The sequence below is a fragment of the Burkholderiales bacterium genome, assembly GCA_013695435.1.
GTDB lineage: Bacteria > Pseudomonadota > Gammaproteobacteria > Burkholderiales > JACMKV01 > JACMKV01.
On the sequence record JACDAM010000142.1, the window covers coordinates 1 to 21,626 of the forward strand.

The following is a 21,626-nucleotide window of genomic DNA, read 5'->3' on the forward strand; positions in this document are numbered from 1 at the left end:
ACCTAAGCCCAGCCGAGGTGGCGTTTCTGAGCGGCGATCACACGGGAATCGAAGGTTGGGACTCGCTTCATTTGAGCGAACTGATCGAGAACCGGCAGAAAAGCGGACTCGTGAAATATCGGAACCCGCAGGCGCTTCTTGAGATGCCCCCGGAATACAAGGCCGAGCGGCGCTTCGCAAAATATCTTAAATGAGGGCCGGGCGGACTGCTGGCTTGAGTTTGCCTTGCAACGTAACCCCGGCGTAACCCCGATAACAAGAACAGGGAGCAAGGTATCGCTAAGTATTTGATTCTTTGGTGCCGGCAATAGGAGTCGAACCCACGACCTTCTGATTACAAATCAGCTGCTCTACCAACTGAGCTATGCCGGCCTTCGGCTTGAATTATAGTGGCTTGCCAGAGGGGCGGCAAACGCGGGAAGCGCCAACGCGGCCGTGAAGGACCGAAGGCCGGAAGTTATTTGATAACCTGCAGCCTGGGCCTGCCGCCGGAAGGCGGCGGGTCTTTCGGAGTTTCGCTGGTGCGTTCGCGTTGCGAGCGCGCCTTGCCCGCTGGCTCGCCTTCCATCGCTTCGAAGAACAGCCCGACACCGCTTTCTTTCGCGAAAATTCCGGAAACCGCGTGCACCGGAATCGACACTTCTCTGGATACGCCGCTGAAGCGCGCGGAAAACTGGATGAGATCGTTTCCCAAAGTCAGGTTGCGGGTCGAATCCTGGCTGATGTTCAGCACGATTTCACCGTTTTTCACATACTCGACCGGCACTTTGGTGCTTTCATCGACCTGGACCGCGAGATAGGGCGTCAGATCGCTGTCCGCGCACCAATCGTAGATCGCGCGTATCAGGTAGGGCTTGGTCGATAGATCTTTTTTCACTTTCGCATGATCTTTTCGGATGCTGTCAGAGCGTCGATGAACGCCGGCCGGCTGAACAGACGCTCCGCGTATTTCATCAGCGGCGCAGCCTGTTTCGGCAATTGTATATTGTAATGATCGAGCCGCCACAACAGGGGCGCGATCGCCACATCCAGCATCGAAAACTCTTCACCGAGCATGAATTTCTGGCGCGTGAACACGGGCGCTATTTGCGTCAGGCTGTCGCGGATGCTGGCCCGCGCCTTTTCCGCGAACTTCTGGTTGCTGCGCTCGAGCGGCTCGATGTAGCAAAACATCTCCTGCTCGAAGCGGAACAGGAATAGGCGCGCCCGCGCCCGCATCACCGGATCGGCCGGCATCAGCTGCGGATGCGGAAAGCGGTCGTCGATGTACTCGTTGATGATATTGGATTCGTAAAGAATCAGATCGCGCTCGGCCAGCACCGGAACGCGATTGTACGGATTCATGATGGCCAGATCTTCAGGCTTGTTATACAGATCGACATCGAGGATCTGGAAATCCATCCCCTTCTCATACAGCACGATGCGGGTGCGCTGGCTAAACGGGCATGAGGTGCCCGAATAGAGTGTCATCACGGCGCTACCCGGAGCGTGCGTGCATCAGTGGACATCCTTCCAGTACTCCTTCTTCAGGAACAAAGCCAGCACAAAAAACAAAGCGAGGAAAAACAGTGTGACGATGCCGAGCTGCAGCCTGGTGATCTTGTTCGGCTCGCTCATATAAACGAGATAGTTGACCAGATCCGCCGCCAGCCGGTCGTACTCGAGCGGCGCGAGTTGGCCAGGCTCGGCGAGCACCAGCTTGTGTTCGAAATGTTTTTCGCCCGCCGCGTTCATGACCTCGACTTTCTCCAGCCGCTGCGCGCCCTGCAACTGGTAAAGCGCGTGCGGCATGTTGACGGCCGGAAAAACGGTATTGTTCCAGCCGGTCGGCCGCGACTCGTCCCGATAGAATTTGCGCAGATAGGTGTACAACCAGTCGGCGCCGCGCGAACGCGCGATCACGCTTAGATCCGGCGGTACCGCGCCGAACCATTCGCGCGCGTCGTCCTTGCGCATGGCGACCGTCATCGTCTGCCCGACTTTCTCGCCCTCGAACAGCAGATTGTCCTTGATCTGCTGTTCGGTCAGGCCGAGATCGGTCAGCCGGCTATAACGCATATAGCTTGCGCTGTGGCAATGCAGGCAATAATTGATGAAGGTTTTCGCGCCGCGCTGCAGCGAGATCGGATCGCGCAGATCGACGGCCGCGTGGTCGAGCTTGATGTCCGCGGCCGCGGAAAAGGCGGGCAGCGTAGCGAACAGCGCGAGCGAAAACAGGGCGAGCAGGAAATTCACGCTCATGTCTGTAAACGTTCAGGCACAGACTTTACCGGATCGATGCGCGTATACCACGGCATCAGAATAAAGAACGCAAAGTAAAGGATCGACAAAATCTGCGCCGCCATTGTCGTTGCCGGGGTCGGCGTCAGAGTGCCGAGATAACCCAGCACCATGAAGCTGATGACGAAGACCGTCAGCGCGGTCTTGAATATCCAGCCGCGATAACGGATCGACTTGACGCGCCCGCGATCGAGCCACGGCAGGGCGAAAAAGATCATGACCGAGGCGCCCATCGCGAGCACACCCCAAAACTTGGCGTCGATGCCGAACAGCGGATACGTCACCGCGCGCAAGATTGAATAGAACGGTGTGAAATACCAGATCGGCGCGATATGATCGGGCGTATGCAGCGGGTCTGCCGGAACGAAGTTGTTGTACTCGAGAAAATAACCACCCATTTCCGGCACGAAGAACATGATCGTGCTGAAGATGGCCAGAAATACGATGACGCCGACAATGTCTTTGACGGTGTAATAAGGGTGGAAGGCGATGCCGTCGCGCGGAATGCCGGTCTCGGGATCAACGTTGTCCTTGATTTCGATGCCATCCGGATTGTTCGAGCCGACTTCGTGCAGCGCCAGGATGTGCGCGACGACCAGCCCGATCAACACCAGCGGCAGCGCGATCACGTGAAACGCGAAGAACCGGTTCAACGTCGCGTCCGACACGACATAATCGCCGCGTACCCATAGCGATAAATCTTCGCCGATGAGCGGAATCGCGCTGAACAGGTTGACGATCACCTGCGCGCCCCAGTACGACATTTGGCCCCAAGGCAGCAGATAGCCGAAGAAGGCTTCTGCCATCAGCGTCAAATAAATCAGCATGCCGATAATCCAGATCAGCTCGCGCGGTTTGCGAAACGAGCCGTACAACAGGGCGCGAAACATGTGCAGGTAGATAACCACGAAAAACATCGACGCGCCGGTCGAATGCATATAGCGGATAAGCCAGCCCCACGGCACATCGCGCATAATGTATTCGACCGAAGCGAAGGCCTGCGCCGCGTCCGGCTTGTAACTCATGGTCAGCAAAATGCCGGTGACGATCTGGATCACCAGTACCAGGAGCGCGAGAGAGCCGAAGTAGTACCAGAAATTGAAGTTCTTCGGAGCGTAGTATTCGGACAGGTGCTCTTTCCAGCTCGAAGTCAGCGGAAAGCGCGCGTCTACCCAGTTCAACAGCCCCGTCAGTTTGCTCATCACGCGCCGTTGCTATCTTCGCCGATCAACAATCGACGTTCGCTCAGATAGGTGTATTTGGGGACTTCGAGATTGACCGGCGCCGGCACACCCTGGAACACGCGGCCGGCGAGATCGAAGGTCGAACCATGGCATGGGCAGAGAAAGCCGCCTGGCCAGTTCGCGCCCATCGCGTTTTCATCGCCGGATCGCAGCCTTGCGGTCGGCGAGCAGCCCAGATGCGTGCAGATTCCGATCACGACCAGATATTGCGGCTTGATCGAGCGGTGAATGTTCTGACAGTATTCGGGTTGCAGGGGCTGGGTCGAATGGGGATCGACGAGTTGCTCCTCGAGTTTGGGCAAAGTCGCCAGCATTTCGGGCGTGCGGTTGATAATCCAGACCGGCTTGCCGCGCCATTCGACGGAACTCATCAGGCCCGGCTCGATTCCGCCGATATCGACTTCCACCGGCGCGCCTGCCGCCTTGGCGCGTTCGCTCGGCATCATGCTGCGTACGAAGGGGGCGGCGACAGCAACCGCAGCGATACTGCCGAGGGTGCCGGTGGCTATGGTGAGGAATCGGCGTTTTGCGGTGTCGGGCGGAGGTTTCGGCTGATCGTCCATGATTCGAACCCCAAGTTAGCTGAAATACATTATACCCGCAATGGCATGGAGATTAAACAGCGACAGCCTGTTTAATCATGGAATCGCATTCTCTATCAGAAACTTAGCAAACCAAGAATGCCCGTGACAAAACTCACCCCAGAGGGAGGCAATATGAGCTTCGCCGGCGAATTCAAGGAATTTGCGATAAAGGGCAACGTCGTCGATCTGGCAGTTGGCATTGTGATCGGCGCGGCGTTCGGCAAAATCGTCACGTCATTCGTCAACGATATTCTTATGCCGCCGATTGGAAAGGTCATGGGCGGACTCGATTTCAGCAATCTTTTCATCAATTTATCGGATGTCGCCGTCGATACGCTGGCGGAGGCCAAGGCTGCCGGGGCGGCGACCATCAACTATGGGTTGTTCATCAATTCCATCATCGATTTTCTCATCGTCGCGCTCGCGATCTTTTTCGTGATCAAGCAGATCAATCGTCTGAAAAGGGAAAAACCGGCAGCAGCCACGCCGGCGCCACACGAGGAAGTGATGCTGTTGCGCGAAATCCGCGATTCGCTCAAACGATAAAATGCACAAGCCGCGGTAGCGGCGCGATTCGTTGCCGGGGTAGCGCCGGCCCGCGCCTCGTATTGCCGCCATCGGCGACTGGCGACGATACCGTGCGCTATAATGGCCGCGCTTACTAGGCTCTTTCGCAACCCTTACGGTATCGATCCGGATTCATTCGATGCGCAAGCTCTGGCTCATTTTTGCGCAAACGGCGACGCTCAGTCTCGCCGTGTTGTTTGTCGTCTCAACCTTGCGGCCCGACTTGCTGTCCTGGACCGGCAACGGGCGGGCCGGCAATGTCGTGCTGTTCAAGGAAGCGCCCGCGGCCGACCCTGCCAGCCCGCAAAAAGTCATAACGACGTTCAGCGGCGCGGTAACCAAGGCGATGCCGTCTGTCGTGAATATTTTTACGACGACTGCCGTCAAGCAGCCCGAAAATCCGCTGATGAACGATCCGCTGTTCCGCCATTTTTTTGGCGACCGGCCGGAAATGAATCAGAAGCGCGCCAGCCTCGGGTCCGGCGTGATCGTCAGTCCGCAAGGGCTGATCCTGACCAATCATCACGTCGTTGCTTCCGGCGACGAGATCGAAGTTGCGCTGTCCGATGGCCGTAAAGCGCAGGCTCGCATCGTCGGCTCAGACCCGGAAACCGACCTTGCCGTGCTGCAATTGGATATCGCCGATTTACCTGCGATCACCTTCGGTCAATCGGAGCGCGCCGGCGTCGGCGACGTGGTGCTGGCGATCGGCAATCCGTTCGGCGTCGGCCAGACAGTAACCATGGGTATCGTCAGCGCGCTGCGCCGCGATCATCTCGGCATCAACACGTTCGAGAACTTCATTCAGACCGACGCTGCGATCAATCCCGGCAATTCGGGCGGCGCGCTGATCGATATTTCCGGCAATCTGATCGGCATCAACACGGCAATTTTTTCGCAGACCGGCGGATCGCTCGGCATCGGATTCGCCATCCCGGTCAGCCTGGCGCGGCAGGTGATGGAACAGATCGTCGAAACCGGCGGCGTCACGCGCGGCTGGATCGGCGTCGAAGCGCAGGAGCTGACTGCCGATCTGGCCGAATCGTTCAAGCTGCCGAATACCGATGGCGTGTTGATTTCCGGCGTATTGCGCGGCGGCCCCGCCGACAAGGCCGGCGTCAAGCCGGGGGATATCCTGATTTCGGTCGATGGCAAATCCGTCACCGATTCGACCAGCATGCTGAATCTGATCGCGGTTCTTCAGCCGGGCGCCAAAGCGACCGTGGAGATCGCCCGCGAACGCAACCGCAAAACCGTGCAAGTCGAAGTCGGCAAACGGCCGCAGCAGGTTTCTCGTCGCCCGGAATCGCGTCCCCCGGAATAAAAAGTCGCCGATACCGCGCACTTGCGGGCTCACTTCGCGTGGCCGAGCCTGGTCACGGGAAATGTCCGGTCGCTACTTCTCCAGATTTTCGAGAGCCCCGTTCGGCGGCCTGAGCATAAAACCCGCGATCAAAATGCCCAGCTCATAAAGCAGCCACAAAGGCAGCGCCAGCATCAATTGCGATATGACGTCGGGCGGCGTGAAGATCGCGCCGATCACAAAGGCGCCGACCACGACATAAGGCCGAATCTCTTTCAGCTTGGCGATGCTGACGATGTTCATTCTGACCAGCAGTATCACGGCAATCGGTACCTCGAAAGTGAGCCCGAAAGCCATGAACGTGGTAATCACGAAACTCCAGTATTTTTCGATGTCGGTCATCCACGCGACGCCCTGGGGCGCTATCCGGCTCATGAAATCGAACACGACCGGAAATACCAGAAAAAACGCGAACGCCATGCCGCACAGGAACAACATGGTGCTGGCAAAGATCAGCGGCACCATGAGTTTTTTCTCGTGCATATACAATCCCGGCGCGACGAACGCCCAAACCTGGTAAAGCACGTAGGGCAACGCGACGAGGAAAGCGGCCATCAGCGTGACTTTGACCGGAACCAGGAATACGCCGACGACATCGGTCGCGATCATTTGCCCGCCCGCCGGCAGCGCGGTCAGCATCGGCTGGGCGAGCAGATTATAGATATCGCGCGCCCAGGCGAACAGGCACAGGAAGACGATGACAACGGCGAGGATGGCGCGCAGCAGCCGATCGCGCAGTTCCACCAGATGGGAAATGAAAGTGTCTTGCGCGCTCATCGGCGGACCGGCTGCGTCGCATCTGTTTGCGGCGGGGAATTGTTGGGCGCTTCTGATGCGCCCAACGACAAATCGAGTTGGGCAGCATTCGAAACGCCCGGATCAAGCGGCTCGCGGGCCATGCTCCCCACATCCGGCCTGGCGTCTTCGGCGATCCCCTTGAACTCGGTCTCGGTCTGGTTGACGCCGCGATGGACCGATTGCTCGAACGTGCGCGCTGCATCGCGCGCAGACGATTGCAGCTTGCGCAGCTCTTCGAGATCGATTTCGCGGCTGATATCGGCCTTGACGTCGGACACATAGCGCTGCATGCGCCCAAGCAGATGACCGAGCGTACGAGTCACTTTGGGCAGGCGTTCGGGGCCGATTACAATCAGCGCCACGACGGCGATCACCATCAGTTCGGAGAAGCCGAAGTCGAACATGCCGGAAGTTTGGACAGTGGCGCGCGCGGATGGAAAGCAGCGCCGCTCAGTAGCGAACGGCGAACGCCCTAGGTTCTGCTTTTTTCCTTCACTTCGGCGTCGATGGTCTGGCCGCTCGCGGTATTTTCGATCGTCGGCGTTTTTTCCGGCTCGCGCATGCCTTCCTTGAAACCCTTGACGGCGCCGCCGAGGTCGCTTCCCATATTGCGCAGCTTCTTGGTGCCGAAGATCAGCAGCACGACCAGCAAAACGATCAACCAATGCCAGATACTGAACGAACCCATCTCTTACTCCTTATGCATGACCAGCATACGCGGCAGCACATCCGCGCCGCCAAGCACGTGCACGTGCAAATGCGCGACGTCCTGCCGGGCAATGCGGCCAGTGTTGATGATGGTACGAAAACCCTCCGGCGAACCCTGTTCGCGCGCCAGCTTGCCGGTCAATGCCATGATCTTGCCTAAAACCTGTTGATGCGATTCGTCGACGCTGGCCAGCGAATCGACATGACGCTTCGGGATCAACATGAAATGCACGGCCGCTACCGGCTGGATATCGTGAAACGCCAGCACATCGTCGTCCTCGTAAATTTTTTTACTCGGAATTTCGCCGCGCACGATCTTGCAGAACAGGCAGTTGTCCATCAGTTTCCCCTCGCCTTTTTTTCGTCTATGCCCGACAACCCTTCGCGCCGCGCCAGCTCACTGAGAACCTCGCCCGGGCCGCTGTTGTGATACGCCAGCAGCACCAGGCAATGAAACCAGAGATCGGCGATCTCGCGAACGACGTGGAGTCTATCACCGCCCTTTGACGCGAGCAGTGTTTCGGCAGCCTCTTCGGCGATTTTTCTCAGGATGGTATCCTCGCCGGCGGCGAACAGCTTCGCTGTATAGGAAAGCTTAGGATCGGCCCCGCGGCGGGCGTTCAAGGTCCACGCCAGCCGGTTCAAAACTTCAGCGTCAGCGCCGGGTACGTTCATGGCAGCTTGAAAGCCGGGTCGGTGTTGATCCAGACGTCGCTTTCCAGTTTCTGAAAAAAGCAGCTATACCTACCGGTATGACAAGCGATGCCGCCGACTTGTTCGACGATCAGCAGAATTGCGTCTTCATCGCAATCGAGCCGGATCTCCCTGATTTTCTGGATATGGCCCGAAGTTTCGCCCTTGCGCCAAAGCTTGCGGCGCGAGCGCGACCAGTAAACCGCTTCGCCGGTTTCGACGGTGCGCTTCAGCGCATCGCGGTTCATCCAAGCCAGCATCAGCACCTTATTGCTGCCGGCTTCCTGCGCTATCGCCGGAACCAGGCCGTCTTGCGTCCAGTTAACCTTGCCCAGCCAGCTTTCGTTCATGTGGAGAAGTTGTACCTGATTGTGGGACAGTAAGTGGGGACGCCGGCATGCGGACTTCGACGCCGTGGCCGGCAAGATAGCGCTTGGCATCGCCGACCGTGTATTCGCCGTAATGAAAAATGCTGGCGGCGAGCACGGCATCGGCGCCGCCTGCCGTCAGGCCTTCGCGCAAATGGTCGAGGGCGCCGGCGCCGCCGCTGGCGATGACCGGAATATCCAGCGCATCGGAAAAAGCCCGGGTCAATGCGATATCGAAGCCGTCGCGCGTGCCATCGCGGTCCATGCTGGTCAGCAGGATTTCACCGGCCCCGAGAGCCTGCATATGCCGTCCCCACTGCACCGCATCAAACCCGGTCGCGCGCCGCCCGCCATGGGTGTACACCTGCCAGCCGCCGCCCTCAAGGCGCTTGGCATCGATGGCGACGACGATGCACTGCGAGCCGAAGCGCGCTGCCGCATCGGCAACCAGTTGCGGCTCCTGCACCGCGGCGGTATTGATGCTGACCTTGTCGGCGCCGGCGTTCAGCAGGCTGCGCACATCCGCGATGCTGCGCACGCCGCCCCCGACCGTCAGCGGGATGAAAACCTGGGCTGCGACTCGTTCGATGATATCGAGCAACAGGCCGCGTTCGTCGGAGCTCGCCGTGATGTCGAGGAAAGTCAGCTCGTCGGCGCCCTGCTCGTCGTAACGGCGCGCGACTTCGACCGGGTCGCCGGCATCCTTCAGCCCGAGGAAATTGATGCCCTTGACGACGCGGCCGCACTTTACGTCGAGGCAGGGAATGATGCGTTTGGCCAGACCCATGCGCTATTAAAACGTCAGGAGTGAAAAGCCAGACGTGGCTCGCTATTCATCTCACGCCTCACTCCTTGCCTCCCACGGAGAGCTCATCCGCCAGCTTCTGCGCCGTCGCGAAATCAAGCGTGCCCTGGTAAATCGCACGGCCGGTGATGGCGGCGGTAATGCCTTCGGCCGACACTGCGCACAAGCGCTTGACGTCCTCGAGGCCGGAGATGCCGCCGCTGGCGATGACCGGCACGGTCAGCGCGCGCGCAAGCTCGACCGTCGCTTCGATGTTCAAGCCCGACAGCATGCCGTCGCGGCCGATATCGGTGTGGATGATCGCTTCGACGCCGTAATCCTGAAAGCGCGTCGCCAGATCGACGACATCGTGGCCCGTCATTTTAGACCAGCCGTCGACCGCAACCTTGCCGTCCCGTGCGTCGAGTCCGACCATGATGTGGCCGGGAAACGCATAACAGGCGTCGTGCAGAAAGCCCGGGGTCTTGACGGCGGCAGTTCCGATGATGATGTAACTGACGCCGTCATCGAGATAGCGCTCTATGGTATCGAGGTCGCGAATACCGCCGCCGAGCTGTACCGGAATCTGGTCGCCTACCGCTGCGAGCACGGCCTTGATGGCGGATTCATTTTTCGGCTTGCCGGCAAAAGCGCCGTTCAAGTCGACCAGATGCAAGCGACGCGCGCCCTGCTTGATCCAGTGCTCGGCCATGGCAGCCGGATTCTCGGAAAATACCGTGGCGTTTTCCATCGCGCCTTGCTCGAGGCGGACGCAATGGCCATCTTTCAGGTCGATCGCAGGGATGATCAGCACGTTCTTGTCGGACTATGCCAGCCGGGCGGCTTCATGAAGCTTGTTGGTCGTGAGTCACGACAGCGGGTCAGCGGACGGAACTCAGTGGAAGGGAATGGATTCCGCGATAGCAACGACGGCTAGACTCGCCATTGCATGAAGTTGCTCAGCAAAGTCAATCCCGCAGTCTGGCTTTTTTCCGGGTGAAACTGCACAGCGAAGATATTATCCTTCGCCACCGCACAGGTAAATCGGAACGCATAGTCAGTCGTCGCGCACGGCAGTTGCGCATCACCAGTCTCGACGTAATAACTATGCACGAAGTAAAAGCGCGCTCTCTGCGGAATGCCCTGCCATAAAGGATGAATCCTTTGCGGATCGACGCTTTGCTCGACCTCATTCCAGCCCATGTGCGGGACTTTCAAGCGGCCGCCCTGCGCGTCGAGCATGCCGTCACGCGGGAAGCGCTTGACCTTGCCGGGCAGCAAACCGAGTCCGCGCGTATCGCCTTCTTCACTGTGCTCGAACAGCATTTGCAGACCGATGCACAGGCCGAGAAATGGCCTGGTTCTGGCGGCATCCGTAACCGCCTCGCGCAAACCCCTGGTTTCGAGTTCGCGCATGCAGTCGGGCATCGCGCCCTGTCCCGGAAAGACGACACGTTCGGCGCCGCGTATCGTTTGCGGATCGCCGGTCACGACGATCGATGCTTGCGGCGCGACGTGCTGCAGGGCTTTGGCCACCGAACGCAGATTGCCCATGCCGTAATCGACGACTGCGATCATTTCGCGAATAGCGTTTAGAGCATACCCTTGGTCGATGGCAGTTCCCCTGCCTGCCGTTCATCGGTTTCGACCGCCATGCGCAACGCGCGACCGAATGCCTTGAACGCCGTCTCGCATTGATGATGCGCATTGATGCCGCGCATATTGTCGATATGCAAGGTAACGAGCGCGTGATTGACGAAGCCCTGGAAGAATTCACGGACCAGATCGACATCGAATTCGCCGATGCGCGCGCGCGTGAAGTCGATATCGAAAACCAGTCCGGGACGGCCCGACACATCGATCACCACGCGCGACAGCGCTTCATCGAGCGGCACATAGGCGTGCCCGTAGCGGCGCACGCCGCGCTTGTCTCCGATCGCTATCGCGAAAGCCTGGCCGAGCGTGATGCCGATGTCTTCGACCGTGTGATGCGCATCGATCGCGAGGTCGCCGGCCGCCTTGATGTCGAGATCGAACGCGCCGTGGCGCGCAACCTGATCGAGCATATGATCGAAAAACGCAATGCCGCTGTCGAGTTTCGCCACGCCCGAACCATCTAGATTCAGCGTGACGCTAATCTGCGTTTCCCTGGTGTTGCGGGTCATTTGCGCGCTACGCATAAGCTGGCGACTCAAGGCACTAAACGGCTTCCAGACTTTCGTTCAGAGCGCGCATAAATGCGCGATTCTGCTGCGGTGTGCCGACGGTTACGCGGAGACAACCTGCGAGCGAACGATGGACGCCGTTCAAATTCCTGATCAACACGCCGCGCTGTTTCAGGCCTTCAAAAACTGCGTCGGCGTGCGATACACAGAACAGAATAAAGTTGCCGGACGAAGGAAAAGCCGTGACGCCGCGAATGCTCTGCAACGCACCAAACAGACGCCGGCGTTCGCGTTTGATCGCGCCGGCCTGTTCCGCCAGAAGAGCGGTCTCGCGCAACACGCGTTCAGCCACGATCTGCGTCAGTACATTGACATTATACGGTAAGCGCAGCTTTTCGAGCTGCGCGACCAGCCCGGGGTGGCCGACCAGAAAGCCTAGCCGCAGACCGGCGAGGCCGAGTTTCGACAGCGTGCGCATGACCGACAAATTCGAAAATTCGTTCAGGCGCGGCAAAAAACTGCTCTCGGCAAACGCGTGATAGGCCTCGTCGATCACGACCAGGCCCGGCGCGGCTCGAATAATTTGCGCCAACGCATCGGCGTCGAACAGATTGCCGGTCGGATTGTTCGGGTAAGCGATAAGCACCAGCGCAGGGTGATATTCGTCGATCGCCGCGAGCGTTTGTACTACATCGAGCGAAAAATCGCGATTCAGATCGACCGGCCGGTACTGCAATCCCGCGTAAGCGGCAACCAGGCCGAACATCGCGAACGAAGGCTCGACGCCAAGTAACACCGCGCCCGGTTTCGCCACCGCCAGGGCCAGCATCTGGATCAATTCGTCCGACCCGTTGCCGAGCAGGATTTCGCTATCCGCGGCGATACCCATGGTTTCGCGAAGCTGCGCTTTGAGCCGGGCCGCCGCGGAATCCGGATAACGATTGATCGCAGCGTCGCGCACGAGATAGCCAATCTCCTCGCGCAGCGCGAGCGGCAGTTCGAACGGATTTTCCATCGCATCGAGCTTGATCAGGCCGCTCGCGTCGTGCACACGATACGGCGCAAGCGCGCGAATTTCTTCGCGTATAACGTGTTCAGGGGATTCGGGCATGGTGCGGCGGAGACGGCGCGAATGTGCTAGATGGTAAACGATAGAGCTAGCGCTTCAAACGGTATTCGGCCGATTTCGCGTGCGCTGTCAGGCCTTCGCCGTGAGCAAGCTCGACCGCGATCCGCCCCAGCGTATCGGCGCCGGCGCTCGATACCTGAATCAAACTCGTGCGCTTTTGAAAATCGTAAACACCGAGCGGCGATGAAAAGCGCGCCGTTCCCGAAGTCGGCAGCACATGGTTCGGCCCCGCGCAATAATCGCCAAGCGCTTCCGAAGCATAAGGGCCCAGAAAAATCGCGCCGGCATGACGGATTTTGCCTGCAAAGTGTTCCGGATTCTCGACTGCCAGTTCCAGGTGCTCCGGCGCAATCCGGTTGGCGATTGCACACGCTTCCTCGAGATCGCGAACCGCGATCAAAGCACCGCGCGATTCCAGCGACGCTCGAATCACGTCGCGCCGCGGCATGCCTTCGATCTGGTGATCGATGCTGCCGGCAACGGCGTCGATGAAGCCGGCGTCGGGGCACAGCAGAATCGCCTGCGCCATCTCATCGTGCTCGGCCTGCGAGAACAGGTCCATCGCGATCCAGTCCGGGTTCGGGCTGCCGTCGCAGATAACCAGAATTTCGGACGGCCCGGCGATCATGTCGATGCCGACAGCGCCGAACACGCGGCGCTTGGCGGCGGCGACATACGCGTTGCCGGGCCCGACGATTTTGTCGACGCGCGGGATCGTCGCCGTGCCGAAAGCCAGCGCAGCGATCGCCTGCGCACCGCCGACGGTGAATACGCGGTCGACACCGCACAATGCGGCGGCGGCCAGCACCATTGCGTTTTTCTCGCCATTCGGCGTCGGCACGGTCATGACGATCTCGGCGACGCCGGCTACTTTCGCCGGCAGCGCATTCATCAGCACCGACGACGGATAGGCGGCGCGGCCGCCGGGCACATAAATGCCAACGCGGTCGAGCGGCGTGATCTGCTGGCCGAGCATGGTGCCGTCGGCCTCGGTGTAGCACCACGATTGCGCGATGTGTTTTTCGTGATAGTTGCGTACGCGTTCGGCGGCGCGCTCGAGCGCGTTGCGCCGGGTTGCCGGCAATTGGCCGAGCGCTGCTTGCAACTCCGATTGCGGCAACTCGAGTTCGGCAACCGAAGCAGCCGCGATGCGATCGAAGCGCTTGGTGTATTCGAGCAGCGCCTCGTCGCCGCGCGCTTTGACGTCGCGAAGAATGCCCGCCACGACCGACTCAATGGCCTCGTCCTGCGCGACATCGAACGCAAGCAGACGCGAAAGCCGGTTGTCGAAATCGCCATCCTGGCTCGACCAGCGCTTGATATTTACGTGGTTTCGCATGTGCTTATACATGTAGTTACGCGGGCGTGACGGCGCGTACGAATGCATCGAGGAGCGGCTGGATTAGCGCCCGCTTCAGCTTCAGGGCCGCCTGGTTGACGATCAGCCGCGCCGACACCGGCATGATGTCTTCGACCGCGCGCAAATTGTTCGCGCGCAGCGTGTTGCCGCTGGAAACCAGATCGACGATCGCATCGGCGAGTCCGACCAGCGGCGCCAGTTCCATCGAGCCATACAGCTTAATCAGATCGACGTGCACGCCCTTAGCGGCAAAGTGTTCGCGTGCCGTTTGCAGGTATTTGGTCGCGACGCGAAGACGGGCGCCGCGCCGTACTTCCGATTCGTAATCGTAATCCTGGGCCGTGGCGACGACCATGCGGCAACGCGCGATTTGCAAATCGAGCGGTTGATAAAGACCGGCATCGCCCTGCTCGGCCAGCACGTCGCGCCCGGCGACGCCAAGGTCGGCGGCCCCGTAACGCACATACGTCGGCACATCGGACGCCCGTACGATGATGACGCGCATGTCGCCGCGGCTGGTTGGCAAAATCAGCTTGCGCGAGGTTTCCGCATCTTCAGTCACGATGATTCCGGCCGCCTCCAATATCGGCAGAGTCTCGTCGAAGATGCGTCCTTTCGACAGCGCGATGGTCAAGCCGCTCATCTTTCAATGCCTCCGCCGAATGTTCGCGCCGAGCTGCGACAGTTTTTCTTCGATGTGTTCGTAGCCGCGGTCGAGATGATAGATGCGGTCTATCGTCGTCTCGCCGCTCGCCATCAGGCCGGCGATGACGAGACTGGCGGACGCGCGCAAATCGGTCGCCATCACAGTCGCACCGTCGAGCTGGCCGACGCCCTTGATCACGGCAGTGTTGCCTTCGACCTCGATATCGGCGCCAAGCCGGCGCAACTCCTGCACGTGCATGAAACGGTTCTCGAAAATCGTTTCGGTCACGATCGCGGTGCCGGCGGCCATGCAGTTCAAAGCCATGAATTGCGCCTGCATGTCGGTCGGAAACGCAGGGTACGGCGCGGTGCGGAGATTGACCGGGCGCCGGACACCGTTTTTGCGCACCCGTATCCAGTCGTCGCCGAATTCGACCTTCGCGCCGGCTTCAAGCAGCTTGCCGAGCACCGCATCGAGCATGGCGCTGCGCGTGTTCACGAGCGTTACGGCGCCGCCGGTCGCCGCGGCCGCGACCAGAAATGTTCCGCTTTCGATGCGGTCGGGCATGACGCGATAACTCGCTCCGTGCAAACTCGCGACCCCCTCGATATGGATGGCGTCGCTGCCGGCGCCCCTGATTCTTGCGCCCATCGCGATCAGGCAATCGGCGAGATCGACGACTTCAGGTTCGCGCGCGGCGTTTTCGATAAGGGTGACGCCGTCGGCCAGAGTCGCCGCCATCATCAGGTTTTCGGTGCCGGTCACCGAAACCAGATCCATGACGATGCGCGCGCCGCTCAAGCGTTTGGCGCGCGCATGAATGTAGCCGTGCTCGATAGCGATTTCGGCGCCCATCGCCTGCAAACCTTTGATATGCAGGTCGACCGGGCGCAACCCGATCGCGCAGCCGCCGGGCAGGGATACACTCGCCTCGCCGAAGCGGGCAAGCATCGGCCCGAGGACCAGAATGGCGGCGCGCATGGTCTTGACCATCTCGTAGGGCGCGATCAGATTTTCGACATCGCGGCCGCTCAATTCGATGGTTGTATCAGTCGGACTACGCGAGCCGATGCGCACGCCGATCTGCTCGAGCAGCCTGATTGCGGTCGTCACATCGCGCAGCCGCGGCACGTTGCTCAATGCCATCGCATCGGCCGTCAGCAGCGATGCGCACAAGATCGGCAGAGCGGCATTTTTGGCGCCCGAAATCCGGACTTCTCCGGACAGTGGCACGCCGCCCTGAATTGCCAGTTTGTCCATTTCAGGATCGCGAAATCACACCTCGCTTCCGCGCTGCCGCCATTCTTCTGGCGTGTACGTTTTCATCGACAACGCATGAATTTCTGCGCGCATACGATCACCGAGCGCTTTATAGACGGTCTGGTGCTGCCGCACGCGGTTCTGACCGCGGAACGCGGCGGCTACGATGATCGCCTCAAAATGCTGGCCATCGCCTTCGACGGCGACGAACTCGCATTCGAGGCTGGTTTCGATATAGCTTTTTACGGTTTCAGGTTCGAGCATGAGAATGGTGACGGGGTGGCGCGGGGCGGCTAGCGGCGAAGCTTGTAGCCGCTTTTGAGCAAACGCAAGGTCAGCAAGGATAGAGCAAAAAAAGCCGTTGCGACAACCGCCGCGCTGAAATAGGGAGAAACGTCGGAAACGCCGAAAAATCCGAAGCGGAACCCGTCTATCATGTAAAAGAACGGATTGAAATGCGAAGTCGCCTGCCAGAAACCCGGCAGCGTATGGATCGAGTAAAACACGCCGGAAAGGAATGTCAGCGGCAGAATGATGAAATTCTGGAAGGCCGCGATCTGATCGAATTTCTCGGCCCAGATGCCGGCGATGATGCCCAGCGCGCCGAGCAAACCGCTGCCGAGTACGGCGAACAGCAGCGCCCACAGCGGATAGCGCAAATCGAGCTGCACGAGCGGCAGCGTCAGTACGATCACCCCTAATCCCACCACACAGCCGCGCACCATCGCGGCCAGCACGTAAGCCGAAAAAAACTCCCAGTGCGACAGCGGCGCAAGCAGCGTAAAAATAATGTTCCCGGTCACTTTCGACTGGATCAGGCTCGATGAACTGTTGGCGAACGCGTTTTGCAAAATTGCCATCATGCCCAAGCCGGGAATGAGAAACGAGGTATAGCGCACGCCGTCGAATACTTCGACGTGCTGTTCGAGCGCGTGGGAAAAAATCAGCAGATACAGGAGCGCTGTCAGCACCGGCGCCATCACGGTCTGAAAGCTCACTTTCCAGAAGCGCAGCAACTCTTTGTAAAAAAGCGTGGCGAAGCCGGTCACGGGCGTCCTGTGCTCATTGCCGGCTCATGATCTGCATAAACACGTCCTCGAGATCGGGCTGCTGAAGTTCCAGTTCCTGCACGGTGATGCCGGCCATGCGCAGCTCGGCCATGACTCTCTCGATTTCGGAGTAATCCTCGATTTTCAGGGTAAAGCTTTTCTCGCCCCGGGCAATCTGCATCGGTTGAAGCGCCGGCGGCAACTCGTTCGGTTTCAGCCACATCTTCAAGCGCCGGCCGGATACGCTGTTCAGCAGATTCTGGGTGCTGTCGAGCGCGACAATCGCGCCGTGTTTCAGCATCGCAATGCGGCTGCACAGGATTTCCGCTTCTTCAAGGTAATGGGTCGTCAGCACGATCGTATGGCCATCGCGATTCAGCTTGCGAATAAAGCTCCACAGCGTCTGCCGCAATGCGACATCGACGCCGGCTGTAGGCTCATCGAGCACGATCACCGGCGGCTTGTGCACAAGCGCCTGCGCAATCAGCACCCGGCGCTTCATACCGCCGGACAAGGCGCGCATATTGGTATCGGCTTTGCCGGCGAGATCGAGGTGGTGGATGATTTCGTCTATCCAGCCGCGGTTATCGCGAATACCGAAGTAGCCCGACTGTATCGTCAGCGCCTCGCGTACCGTGAAGAACGGATCAAACACGAGTTCCTGCGGGACCACGCCGAGGCGCCGGCGCGCGCCGCGGTAGCGGCGGACGACATCGAATCCCATCACGGCCAGCGTTCCCGAATCGGCCAGAGACAAGCCGGCGAGAAGATTGATCAAGGTGGTCTTTCCGGCGCCGTTCGGCCCCAGGAGACCAAAAAACTCCCCCTCGGCGATACCGAGATCGATGCCGCCGAGCGCAGTCAGCGCACCGTAGCGCTTGACGACACCTTCAATTTCGATTGCGGCGGTCATGCCGGAAGAGATTGGTGGGGATTGAAGCGAGCGCGGACGGCGCGGCGGCAACCGCTGCGAGCTGAAAATGGCAGCTATCATCGTTGCTGCCAAGCGCCGGTCGCCGCGCGCTCCGGCGGCGGAGGCGGTTAATCAAGTTTCCGGAATCAGCTCCAGAACGTCATACAGGCTTGCCAGACTGCGCAGATTTTCGGGCAAATTTTTAAAGCGCAGGTGAACCCGGTGTTGCGCTTGCGCCACGCGCTGCCATTCCAGAAGAAGACCGATGGCCGACGAATCGACTTCGCTGAGTCCGCTGAGATCGACTTCGCGAACTTCTGGGCCAAGTTGCGCGCGGCCGATCTCGATGAGCCGCGCGACGTTGTCTATAGTGATCGCACCGGTTATGCCGATACAGACCCCGTTGCGCACGATTTCCGCATGGGCGTCGCCAGCTGTTCGTTTCACCGGATCTCCGTTCGCTCGAAGATGGATTGCGCGCAGATTGCGGACGCTTGCGATCGCTTTCCCAGGGCTGCGCGGTTTAACCCTGCGGACGTTGCGATGAACGCTGCGGATCAGCTTTCAGCTTGCCGTTCTTGTCGGCGAGCAGCTTGATCAAGCCGTCGACCCCCGAGCGATTGATCTCATCGCTGAACGTGCTGCGATAGTTGGTCACGAGGCTGATGCCCTCGACGATCACGTCGTACACCTTCCAGCCATCGCCGCCTTTCTCGACGCGATAGTCGATCGGAATCGGCACGCCATCAGGCGTCGTGAATACCGATTGCACAACCGCCTGGGTCGCACCGGGCTTCAGGGTCAGCGGTTTAACCTCGAGCGGATCGCCGCGCGCTGCTTCAAGCGCGGACGAAACGTTCAAGGCGTCGGAATAAGTCCTGACCAGCAACGTGCGAAACTGTTTGACCAGATTCTCCCTCTGCTGCGGCGTCGCATCGCGCCAGCCGCGGCCGACCGCAAGCGCGGTCATGCGGTTGAAATTGAAGTTCGGCAGAACCCTGGCCTCGACAAGCTCAATTATTTTTTGTTTGTCGCCGGCCTGAATGTCCCGATCCTTCTGGACGATGGCCAACACTTCCTTGGTCGTGCTGCGGATCATCTGATCGGGGGAATCCTCTGCGGCAAGCACCGGAACACCGAATAGACCACTGGCGGCAAGGCTGATAAACAGGCCGATGAACGGCAACCATAATTTCGAAGCTATTTCCATGATGCGTTTTTCCTCGAATGAAAAAGTAAGAGCTTATTCGCCGGGACGGAATCCGGGCGGCGCGGGTGATGCCGGACTCGATGGCGCAGCAGTTCCCGCCGGATCTTTCGAATCGTTCGCCGTGCTGAAAAGAAATTTCCCGATCAGCTTTTCCAGCACAACCGCGGATTGCGTCAACTCCAGCGTGTCGCCAGGCTGCAAGGATTCGGGATCGGCGCCTGCTTCAAGCCCGAGGTATTGCTCACCGAGCAAACCCGAAGTCAGAATCGATGCCGTCGTGTCCTTCGTGAACGGGTAGCGTTTGTCGATGCCCAGCGTTACCTTCGCATCGAAGCGCTCTGGGTCAAAGTTGATGTCAACGACGTTACCAACGACCACGCCCGCGCTTTTGACCGGCGCCCGCCGCTTCAAGCCGCCGATGTTGTCGAAATGGGCATGGACTTCATAGGTATCGGACACGCTGATTGCGGAGAGGTTTCCGACCTTTACGGCAAGAAACAGCAAGGCGCCGATGCCAAGCGCCACGAATACCCCTACCCATAAGTCCAGCGTCTTGCGTTCCATTACAACCCCCGAAACATGAGTGCAGTCAGAGCGAAATCAAGGCCGAGTACAGCGAGCGACGAAGTGACAACCGTGCGCGTGGTCGCTCGCGAAACGCCTTCAGCGGTGGGCGGCGCGTCGTAGCCTTCGAACAGCGAAATCGCGGTTATGGCGATGCCGAACACCACGCTTTTGATTACGCCATTGACGATGTCGCGGCGCACGTCGACAGCCGCCTGCATCTGTGACCAGAATGAACCGGCGTCGACGCCGATCATGACGACTCCGACGAGATAGCCGCCGAACACGCCCATCACGCTGAACATCGCCGCCAGGAGCGGCATCGAAACGACGCCGGCCCAAAACCGCGGCGCGACCACGCGAGCGATAGGGTCGACAGCCATCATTTCCATCGCGCTGATCTGCTCAGTCGCTTTCATCAGCCCGATTTCGGCGGTCATCGCCGACCCCGCGCGGCTCGCGAAAAGCAGCGCCGCGACCACCGGGCCGAGTTCGCGAACCAGAGACAATGCGACGATCACGCCGAGCGCTTCTTCCGAACCGTAGCGCTCCAGCGTTTCATAACCTTGCAAACCGAGCACCATGCCGACGAACAAACCGGAGACGGCAATGATGATCAAGGACAGGAAACCGCTGAAGTAGATTTCTCGTATGGTGAGGCCGATGCGACGAAAGCTGGTCGCCGAACTCAGCAATACCAGCGCAAAAAAACGGCTGGCATAGCCGAGCCGCCAGACTCCCCCGACTGCCAGGCCGCCCAAGGCGCGCAAGCCATTGGCGACCGCGCTAAGCATGAGGATCTATCCTATGCATGCGCTTTTTTCATCAAATCGTCGGCGATTTTGCGTCCCGGGTAATGGAAAGGCACCGGGCCATCTTCTTCGCCATGTACGAATTGATGGACGAATTCCTTGTCCGAATCGCGCATCTGGTTCGGTGTGCCCTGCGCTACGATATCGCCTTCTGAAACGAAATAGACGTAATCGACGATCTGCAGTGATTCCTGCACATCGTGGGTGACGACTATGGACGTTGCGCCGAGAGCATCGTTCAAACGCCGGATCAGGTTGCCGACGACGCCGAGAGAAATCGGATCGAGGCCGGCGAACGGTTCGTCGTACATGATCAGCATCGGGTCTAGCGCTACGGCGCGCGCCAGCGCGACGCGGCGCGCCATGCCGCCGGATAGTTCCGCTGGCATCAAAGCGTGCGCGCCGCGCAGTCCGACCGCCTGCAGCTTCATCAGCACAAGATCGCGAATCAGCGATTCGGGCAGATTCGTGTGCTCGCGCATCTGAAACGCGACATTGTCGAAGACCGATAGATCGGTAAACAGCGCGCCGAACTGAAACAGCATACCCATGCGTCGGCGCATGCGATAAAGCTCATCGCGATCGAGCTCGTGCATCACGCGCCCAGCGACCCTTACAGCGCCTTTGGATGGCCGCAACTGGCCGCCGATCAGACGCAGCAGCGTCGTTTTGCCGCAGCCGCTGCCGCCCATGATGGCCACGACCTGGCCTTTAGCGATCGAAAAATCTATTCCCTTGAGGATGCGCCGCTTGCCGTAGGCGAAGCTGACGTCGTCGATTTCGACCAACGTTTGCGGGTTGGCGGTATTTGTGATCAAAGTCCGCGGATTCTAAACCAGATAGGGTCAACAATCGAGTGCGAGGGCGGCGTCGCGGGCGCGGACACATCGGAAGCGCGCCCGGCCGAACCCGGACCACAGCGAGCGATGTCTTGGGGAACGGGGACGGTTCGTTGGCGTCCCGTCCGCAATCGGAACGCTTCGCAGTAACGTGTCGGACGCCCTAGCAGGCTGTTGAATTTCGACGAACCGGCCGGATCATTGCAATTGATGCGAGAGCAAACGATGCGTTGTTCGGCGAGTCGACGGCTGGTTGTCACCGTCAGGCATGGGTGCAGTGTCGCGCGGCT

29 protein-coding genes and 1 tRNA gene are annotated in these 21,626 nt (G+C 59.6%); 2 read left to right on the forward strand and 28 right to left on the reverse strand.

From position 1 onward, the window contains the following. Positions 1–296 precede the first annotated feature (296 nt). From H0V78_07360 to petA, 6 genes are all read right to left on the reverse strand, one after another. Positions 297–372, reverse strand: a tRNA-Thr gene (locus H0V78_07360). 85 nt (positions 373–457) lie between these two features. Next, on the reverse strand, positions 458–877 hold the full coding sequence (locus H0V78_07365; GenBank protein ID MBA2351596.1) for a ClpXP protease specificity-enhancing factor: 420 nt from the start codon (positions 875–877) through the stop codon (positions 458–460). Next, positions 874–1,473 carry a glutathione S-transferase N-terminal domain-containing protein gene (locus H0V78_07370; GenBank protein ID MBA2351597.1) on the reverse strand — a complete coding sequence of 200 codons (600 nt, stop codon included), beginning with the start codon at positions 1,471–1,473 and terminating at the stop codon, positions 874–876. Before H0V78_07370 ends, H0V78_07365 begins: the two co-directional genes overlap by 4 nt. A 24-nt stretch (positions 1,474–1,497) precedes the next feature. Then, positions 1,498–2,241 (reverse strand): cytochrome c1, encoded by a 744-nt coding sequence (locus tag H0V78_07375; protein MBA2351598.1) that lies wholly within the window; start codon positions 2,239–2,241, stop codon positions 1,498–1,500. Next, entirely contained in the window at positions 2,238–3,482 is a 1,245-nt protein-coding gene (locus tag H0V78_07380) for a cytochrome bc complex cytochrome b subunit (GenBank protein ID MBA2351599.1), read from the reverse strand. The genes H0V78_07375 and H0V78_07380 overlap by 4 nt, the downstream gene beginning before the upstream one ends. Continuing rightward, positions 3,482–4,087 (reverse strand): ubiquinol-cytochrome c reductase iron-sulfur subunit, encoded by a 606-nt coding sequence (petA, locus tag H0V78_07385; protein MBA2351600.1) that lies wholly within the window; start codon positions 4,085–4,087, stop codon positions 3,482–3,484. The genes H0V78_07380 and petA overlap by 1 nt, the downstream gene beginning before the upstream one ends. Positions 4,088–4,240: 153 nt before the next feature. Between petA and mscL the strand changes: the two genes are divergently transcribed. Beyond that, entirely contained in the window at positions 4,241–4,654 is a 414-nt protein-coding gene (gene mscL, locus H0V78_07390) for a large conductance mechanosensitive channel protein MscL (protein ID MBA2351601.1), read from the forward strand. Positions 4,655–4,814: 160 nt separating this feature from the next. Continuing rightward, complete coding sequence (locus H0V78_07395; protein ID MBA2351602.1) at positions 4,815–5,999, forward strand: Do family serine endopeptidase; 1,185 nt, start codon at positions 4,815–4,817, stop codon at positions 5,997–5,999. 72 nt (positions 6,000–6,071) lie between these two features. On the opposite strand, the gene tatC is transcribed toward H0V78_07395, so the two are convergent. From tatC to H0V78_07505, 22 genes are all read right to left on the reverse strand, one after another. Beyond that, on the reverse strand, positions 6,072–6,815 hold the full coding sequence (gene tatC / locus H0V78_07400; protein MBA2351603.1) for a twin-arginine translocase subunit TatC: 744 nt from the start codon (positions 6,813–6,815) through the stop codon (positions 6,072–6,074). Next, the gene (gene tatB, locus H0V78_07405) at positions 6,812–7,240 is read right to left on the reverse strand and encodes a twin-arginine translocase subunit TatB (protein ID MBA2351604.1); all 429 of its coding nucleotides are present in this window, start codon (positions 7,238–7,240) and stop codon (positions 6,812–6,814) included. Before tatB ends, tatC begins: the two co-directional genes overlap by 4 nt. A 68-nt stretch (positions 7,241–7,308) precedes the next feature. Further along, positions 7,309–7,524 carry a Sec-independent protein translocase subunit TatA gene (tatA, locus tag H0V78_07410; protein ID MBA2351605.1) on the reverse strand — a complete coding sequence of 72 codons (216 nt, stop codon included), beginning with the start codon at positions 7,522–7,524 and terminating at the stop codon, positions 7,309–7,311. Between the two features lie 3 nt (positions 7,525–7,527). Continuing rightward, a complete protein-coding gene (locus tag H0V78_07415) occupies positions 7,528–7,884 on the reverse strand; it encodes a histidine triad nucleotide-binding protein (GenBank protein MBA2351606.1) in 357 nt (118 codons plus the stop codon). Continuing rightward, complete coding sequence (locus H0V78_07420) at positions 7,884–8,219, reverse strand: phosphoribosyl-ATP diphosphatase (GenBank protein MBA2351607.1); 336 nt, start codon at positions 8,217–8,219, stop codon at positions 7,884–7,886. The genes H0V78_07415 and H0V78_07420 overlap by 1 nt, the downstream gene beginning before the upstream one ends. After that, positions 8,216–8,587, reverse strand: coding sequence for a phosphoribosyl-AMP cyclohydrolase (gene hisI / locus H0V78_07425; GenBank protein ID MBA2351608.1), 372 nt, complete (start codon positions 8,585–8,587; stop codon positions 8,216–8,218). The genes H0V78_07420 and hisI overlap by 4 nt, the downstream gene beginning before the upstream one ends. Next, positions 8,559–9,392 carry an imidazole glycerol phosphate synthase subunit HisF gene (hisF, locus tag H0V78_07430; GenBank protein MBA2351609.1) on the reverse strand — a complete coding sequence of 278 codons (834 nt, stop codon included), beginning with the start codon at positions 9,390–9,392 and terminating at the stop codon, positions 8,559–8,561. The genes hisI and hisF overlap by 29 nt, the downstream gene beginning before the upstream one ends. Before the next feature lie 58 nt (positions 9,393–9,450). Next, positions 9,451–10,203, reverse strand: coding sequence for a 1-(5-phosphoribosyl)-5-[(5-phosphoribosylamino)methylideneamino]imidazole-4-carboxamide isomerase (hisA, locus tag H0V78_07435; protein MBA2351610.1), 753 nt, complete (start codon positions 10,201–10,203; stop codon positions 9,451–9,453). Positions 10,204–10,322: 119 nt separating this feature from the next. Further along, positions 10,323–10,967: an imidazole glycerol phosphate synthase subunit HisH gene (gene hisH / locus H0V78_07440; protein ID MBA2351611.1), complete on the reverse strand. Its 645-nt coding sequence runs from the start codon at positions 10,965–10,967 to the stop codon at positions 10,323–10,325. Between the two features lie 14 nt (positions 10,968–10,981). Continuing rightward, complete coding sequence (gene hisB / locus H0V78_07445; GenBank protein ID MBA2351612.1) at positions 10,982–11,569, reverse strand: imidazoleglycerol-phosphate dehydratase HisB; 588 nt, start codon at positions 11,567–11,569, stop codon at positions 10,982–10,984. A 19-nt stretch (positions 11,570–11,588) separates the two neighbouring features. Continuing rightward, the gene (locus tag H0V78_07450; protein ID MBA2351613.1) at positions 11,589–12,665 is read right to left on the reverse strand and encodes a histidinol-phosphate transaminase; all 1,077 of its coding nucleotides are present in this window, start codon (positions 12,663–12,665) and stop codon (positions 11,589–11,591) included. Positions 12,666–12,711: 46 nt separating this feature from the next. Beyond that, positions 12,712–14,022, reverse strand: coding sequence for a histidinol dehydrogenase (gene hisD / locus H0V78_07455; GenBank protein MBA2351614.1), 1,311 nt, complete (start codon positions 14,020–14,022; stop codon positions 12,712–12,714). A gap of 16 nt (positions 14,023–14,038) precedes the next feature. After that, positions 14,039–14,686 carry an ATP phosphoribosyltransferase gene (locus tag H0V78_07460; protein MBA2351615.1) on the reverse strand — a complete coding sequence of 216 codons (648 nt, stop codon included), beginning with the start codon at positions 14,684–14,686 and terminating at the stop codon, positions 14,039–14,041. 3 nt (positions 14,687–14,689) lie between these two features. Beyond that, positions 14,690–15,949: a UDP-N-acetylglucosamine 1-carboxyvinyltransferase gene (gene murA / locus H0V78_07465; protein MBA2351616.1), complete on the reverse strand. Its 1,260-nt coding sequence runs from the start codon at positions 15,947–15,949 to the stop codon at positions 14,690–14,692. Positions 15,950–15,964: 15 nt separating this feature from the next. After that, a complete protein-coding gene (locus H0V78_07470) occupies positions 15,965–16,213 on the reverse strand; it encodes a BolA family transcriptional regulator (protein ID MBA2351617.1) in 249 nt (82 codons plus the stop codon). Positions 16,214–16,242: 29 nt separating this feature from the next. Further along, entirely contained in the window at positions 16,243–16,998 is a 756-nt protein-coding gene (locus tag H0V78_07475) for an ABC transporter permease (protein ID MBA2351618.1), read from the reverse strand. A gap of 13 nt (positions 16,999–17,011) precedes the next feature. Further along, positions 17,012–17,911 (reverse strand): ABC transporter ATP-binding protein, encoded by a 900-nt coding sequence (locus tag H0V78_07480; protein MBA2351619.1) that lies wholly within the window; start codon positions 17,909–17,911, stop codon positions 17,012–17,014. A 132-nt stretch (positions 17,912–18,043) separates the two neighbouring features. Continuing rightward, the gene (locus H0V78_07485) at positions 18,044–18,286 is read right to left on the reverse strand and encodes an STAS domain-containing protein (GenBank protein ID MBA2351620.1); all 243 of its coding nucleotides are present in this window, start codon (positions 18,284–18,286) and stop codon (positions 18,044–18,046) included. Positions 18,287–18,434: 148 nt separating this feature from the next. Next, entirely contained in the window at positions 18,435–19,121 is a 687-nt protein-coding gene (locus H0V78_07490; GenBank protein ID MBA2351621.1) for an ABC transporter substrate-binding protein, read from the reverse strand. Between the two features lie 33 nt (positions 19,122–19,154). Beyond that, the gene (gene mlaD / locus H0V78_07495; protein MBA2351622.1) at positions 19,155–19,685 is read right to left on the reverse strand and encodes an outer membrane lipid asymmetry maintenance protein MlaD; all 531 of its coding nucleotides are present in this window, start codon (positions 19,683–19,685) and stop codon (positions 19,155–19,157) included. Beyond that, positions 19,685–20,479 (reverse strand): lipid asymmetry maintenance ABC transporter permease subunit MlaE, encoded by a 795-nt coding sequence (mlaE, locus tag H0V78_07500; protein ID MBA2351623.1) that lies wholly within the window; start codon positions 20,477–20,479, stop codon positions 19,685–19,687. The genes mlaD and mlaE overlap by 1 nt, the downstream gene beginning before the upstream one ends. An 11-nt stretch (positions 20,480–20,490) precedes the next feature. Further along, a complete protein-coding gene (locus H0V78_07505) occupies positions 20,491–21,285 on the reverse strand; it encodes an ABC transporter ATP-binding protein (protein MBA2351624.1) in 795 nt (264 codons plus the stop codon). Between the last annotated feature and the right edge of the window lie 341 nt (positions 21,286–21,626).

Bases quoted from the DNA above. Each gene is read 5' to 3' on its own strand.
- H0V78_07480 (MBA2351619.1), bottom strand. From the start codon at position 17,911: ATGACCGCCGCAATCGAAATTGAAGGTGTCGTCAAGCGCTACGGTGCG.
- petA (MBA2351600.1), bottom strand. From the start codon at position 4,087: ATGGACGATCAGCCGAAACCTCCGCCCGACACCGCAAAACGCCGATTC.
- H0V78_07395 (MBA2351602.1), top strand. From the start codon at position 4,815: ATGCGCAAGCTCTGGCTCATTTTTGCGCAAACGGCGACGCTCAGTCTC.
- hisH (MBA2351611.1), bottom strand. From the start codon at position 10,967: ATGATCGCAGTCGTCGATTACGGCATGGGCAATCTGCGTTCGGTGGCC.
- H0V78_07460 (MBA2351615.1), bottom strand. From the start codon at position 14,686: ATGAGCGGCTTGACCATCGCGCTGTCGAAAGGACGCATCTTCGACGAG.
- murA (MBA2351616.1), bottom strand. From the start codon at position 15,949: ATGGACAAACTGGCAATTCAGGGCGGCGTGCCACTGTCCGGAGAAGTC.
- hisD (MBA2351614.1), bottom strand. From the start codon at position 14,022: ATGCGAAACCACGTAAATATCAAGCGCTGGTCGAGCCAGGATGGCGAT.
- mlaD (MBA2351622.1), bottom strand. From the start codon at position 19,685: ATGGAACGCAAGACGCTGGACTTATGGGTAGGGGTATTCGTGGCGCTT.
- H0V78_07415 (MBA2351606.1), bottom strand. From the start codon at position 7,884: ATGGACAACTGCCTGTTCTGCAAGATCGTGCGCGGCGAAATTCCGAGT.
- hisB (MBA2351612.1), bottom strand. From the start codon at position 11,569: ATGCGTAGCGCGCAAATGACCCGCAACACCAGGGAAACGCAGATTAGC.
- tatA (MBA2351605.1), bottom strand. From the start codon at position 7,524: ATGGGTTCGTTCAGTATCTGGCATTGGTTGATCGTTTTGCTGGTCGTG.
- hisF (MBA2351609.1), bottom strand. From the start codon at position 9,392: ATGGGTCTGGCCAAACGCATCATTCCCTGCCTCGACGTAAAGTGCGGC.
- mlaE (MBA2351623.1), bottom strand. From the start codon at position 20,479: ATGCTTAGCGCGGTCGCCAATGGCTTGCGCGCCTTGGGCGGCCTGGCA.
- H0V78_07375 (MBA2351598.1), bottom strand. From the start codon at position 2,241: ATGAGCGTGAATTTCCTGCTCGCCCTGTTTTCGCTCGCGCTGTTCGCT.
- tatC (MBA2351603.1), bottom strand. From the start codon at position 6,815: ATGAGCGCGCAAGACACTTTCATTTCCCATCTGGTGGAACTGCGCGAT.
- H0V78_07420 (MBA2351607.1), bottom strand. From the start codon at position 8,219: ATGAACGTACCCGGCGCTGACGCTGAAGTTTTGAACCGGCTGGCGTGG.
- H0V78_07470 (MBA2351617.1), bottom strand. From the start codon at position 16,213: ATGCTCGAACCTGAAACCGTAAAAAGCTATATCGAAACCAGCCTCGAA.
- H0V78_07450 (MBA2351613.1), bottom strand. From the start codon at position 12,665: ATGCCCGAATCCCCTGAACACGTTATACGCGAAGAAATTCGCGCGCTT.
- hisI (MBA2351608.1), bottom strand. From the start codon at position 8,587: ATGAACGAAAGCTGGCTGGGCAAGGTTAACTGGACGCAAGACGGCCTG.
- mscL (MBA2351601.1), top strand. From the start codon at position 4,241: ATGAGCTTCGCCGGCGAATTCAAGGAATTTGCGATAAAGGGCAACGTC.
- H0V78_07490 (MBA2351621.1), bottom strand. From the start codon at position 19,121: ATGGAAATAGCTTCGAAATTATGGTTGCCGTTCATCGGCCTGTTTATC.
- tatB (MBA2351604.1), bottom strand. From the start codon at position 7,240: ATGTTCGACTTCGGCTTCTCCGAACTGATGGTGATCGCCGTCGTGGCG.
- H0V78_07380 (MBA2351599.1), bottom strand. From the start codon at position 3,482: ATGAGCAAACTGACGGGGCTGTTGAACTGGGTAGACGCGCGCTTTCCG.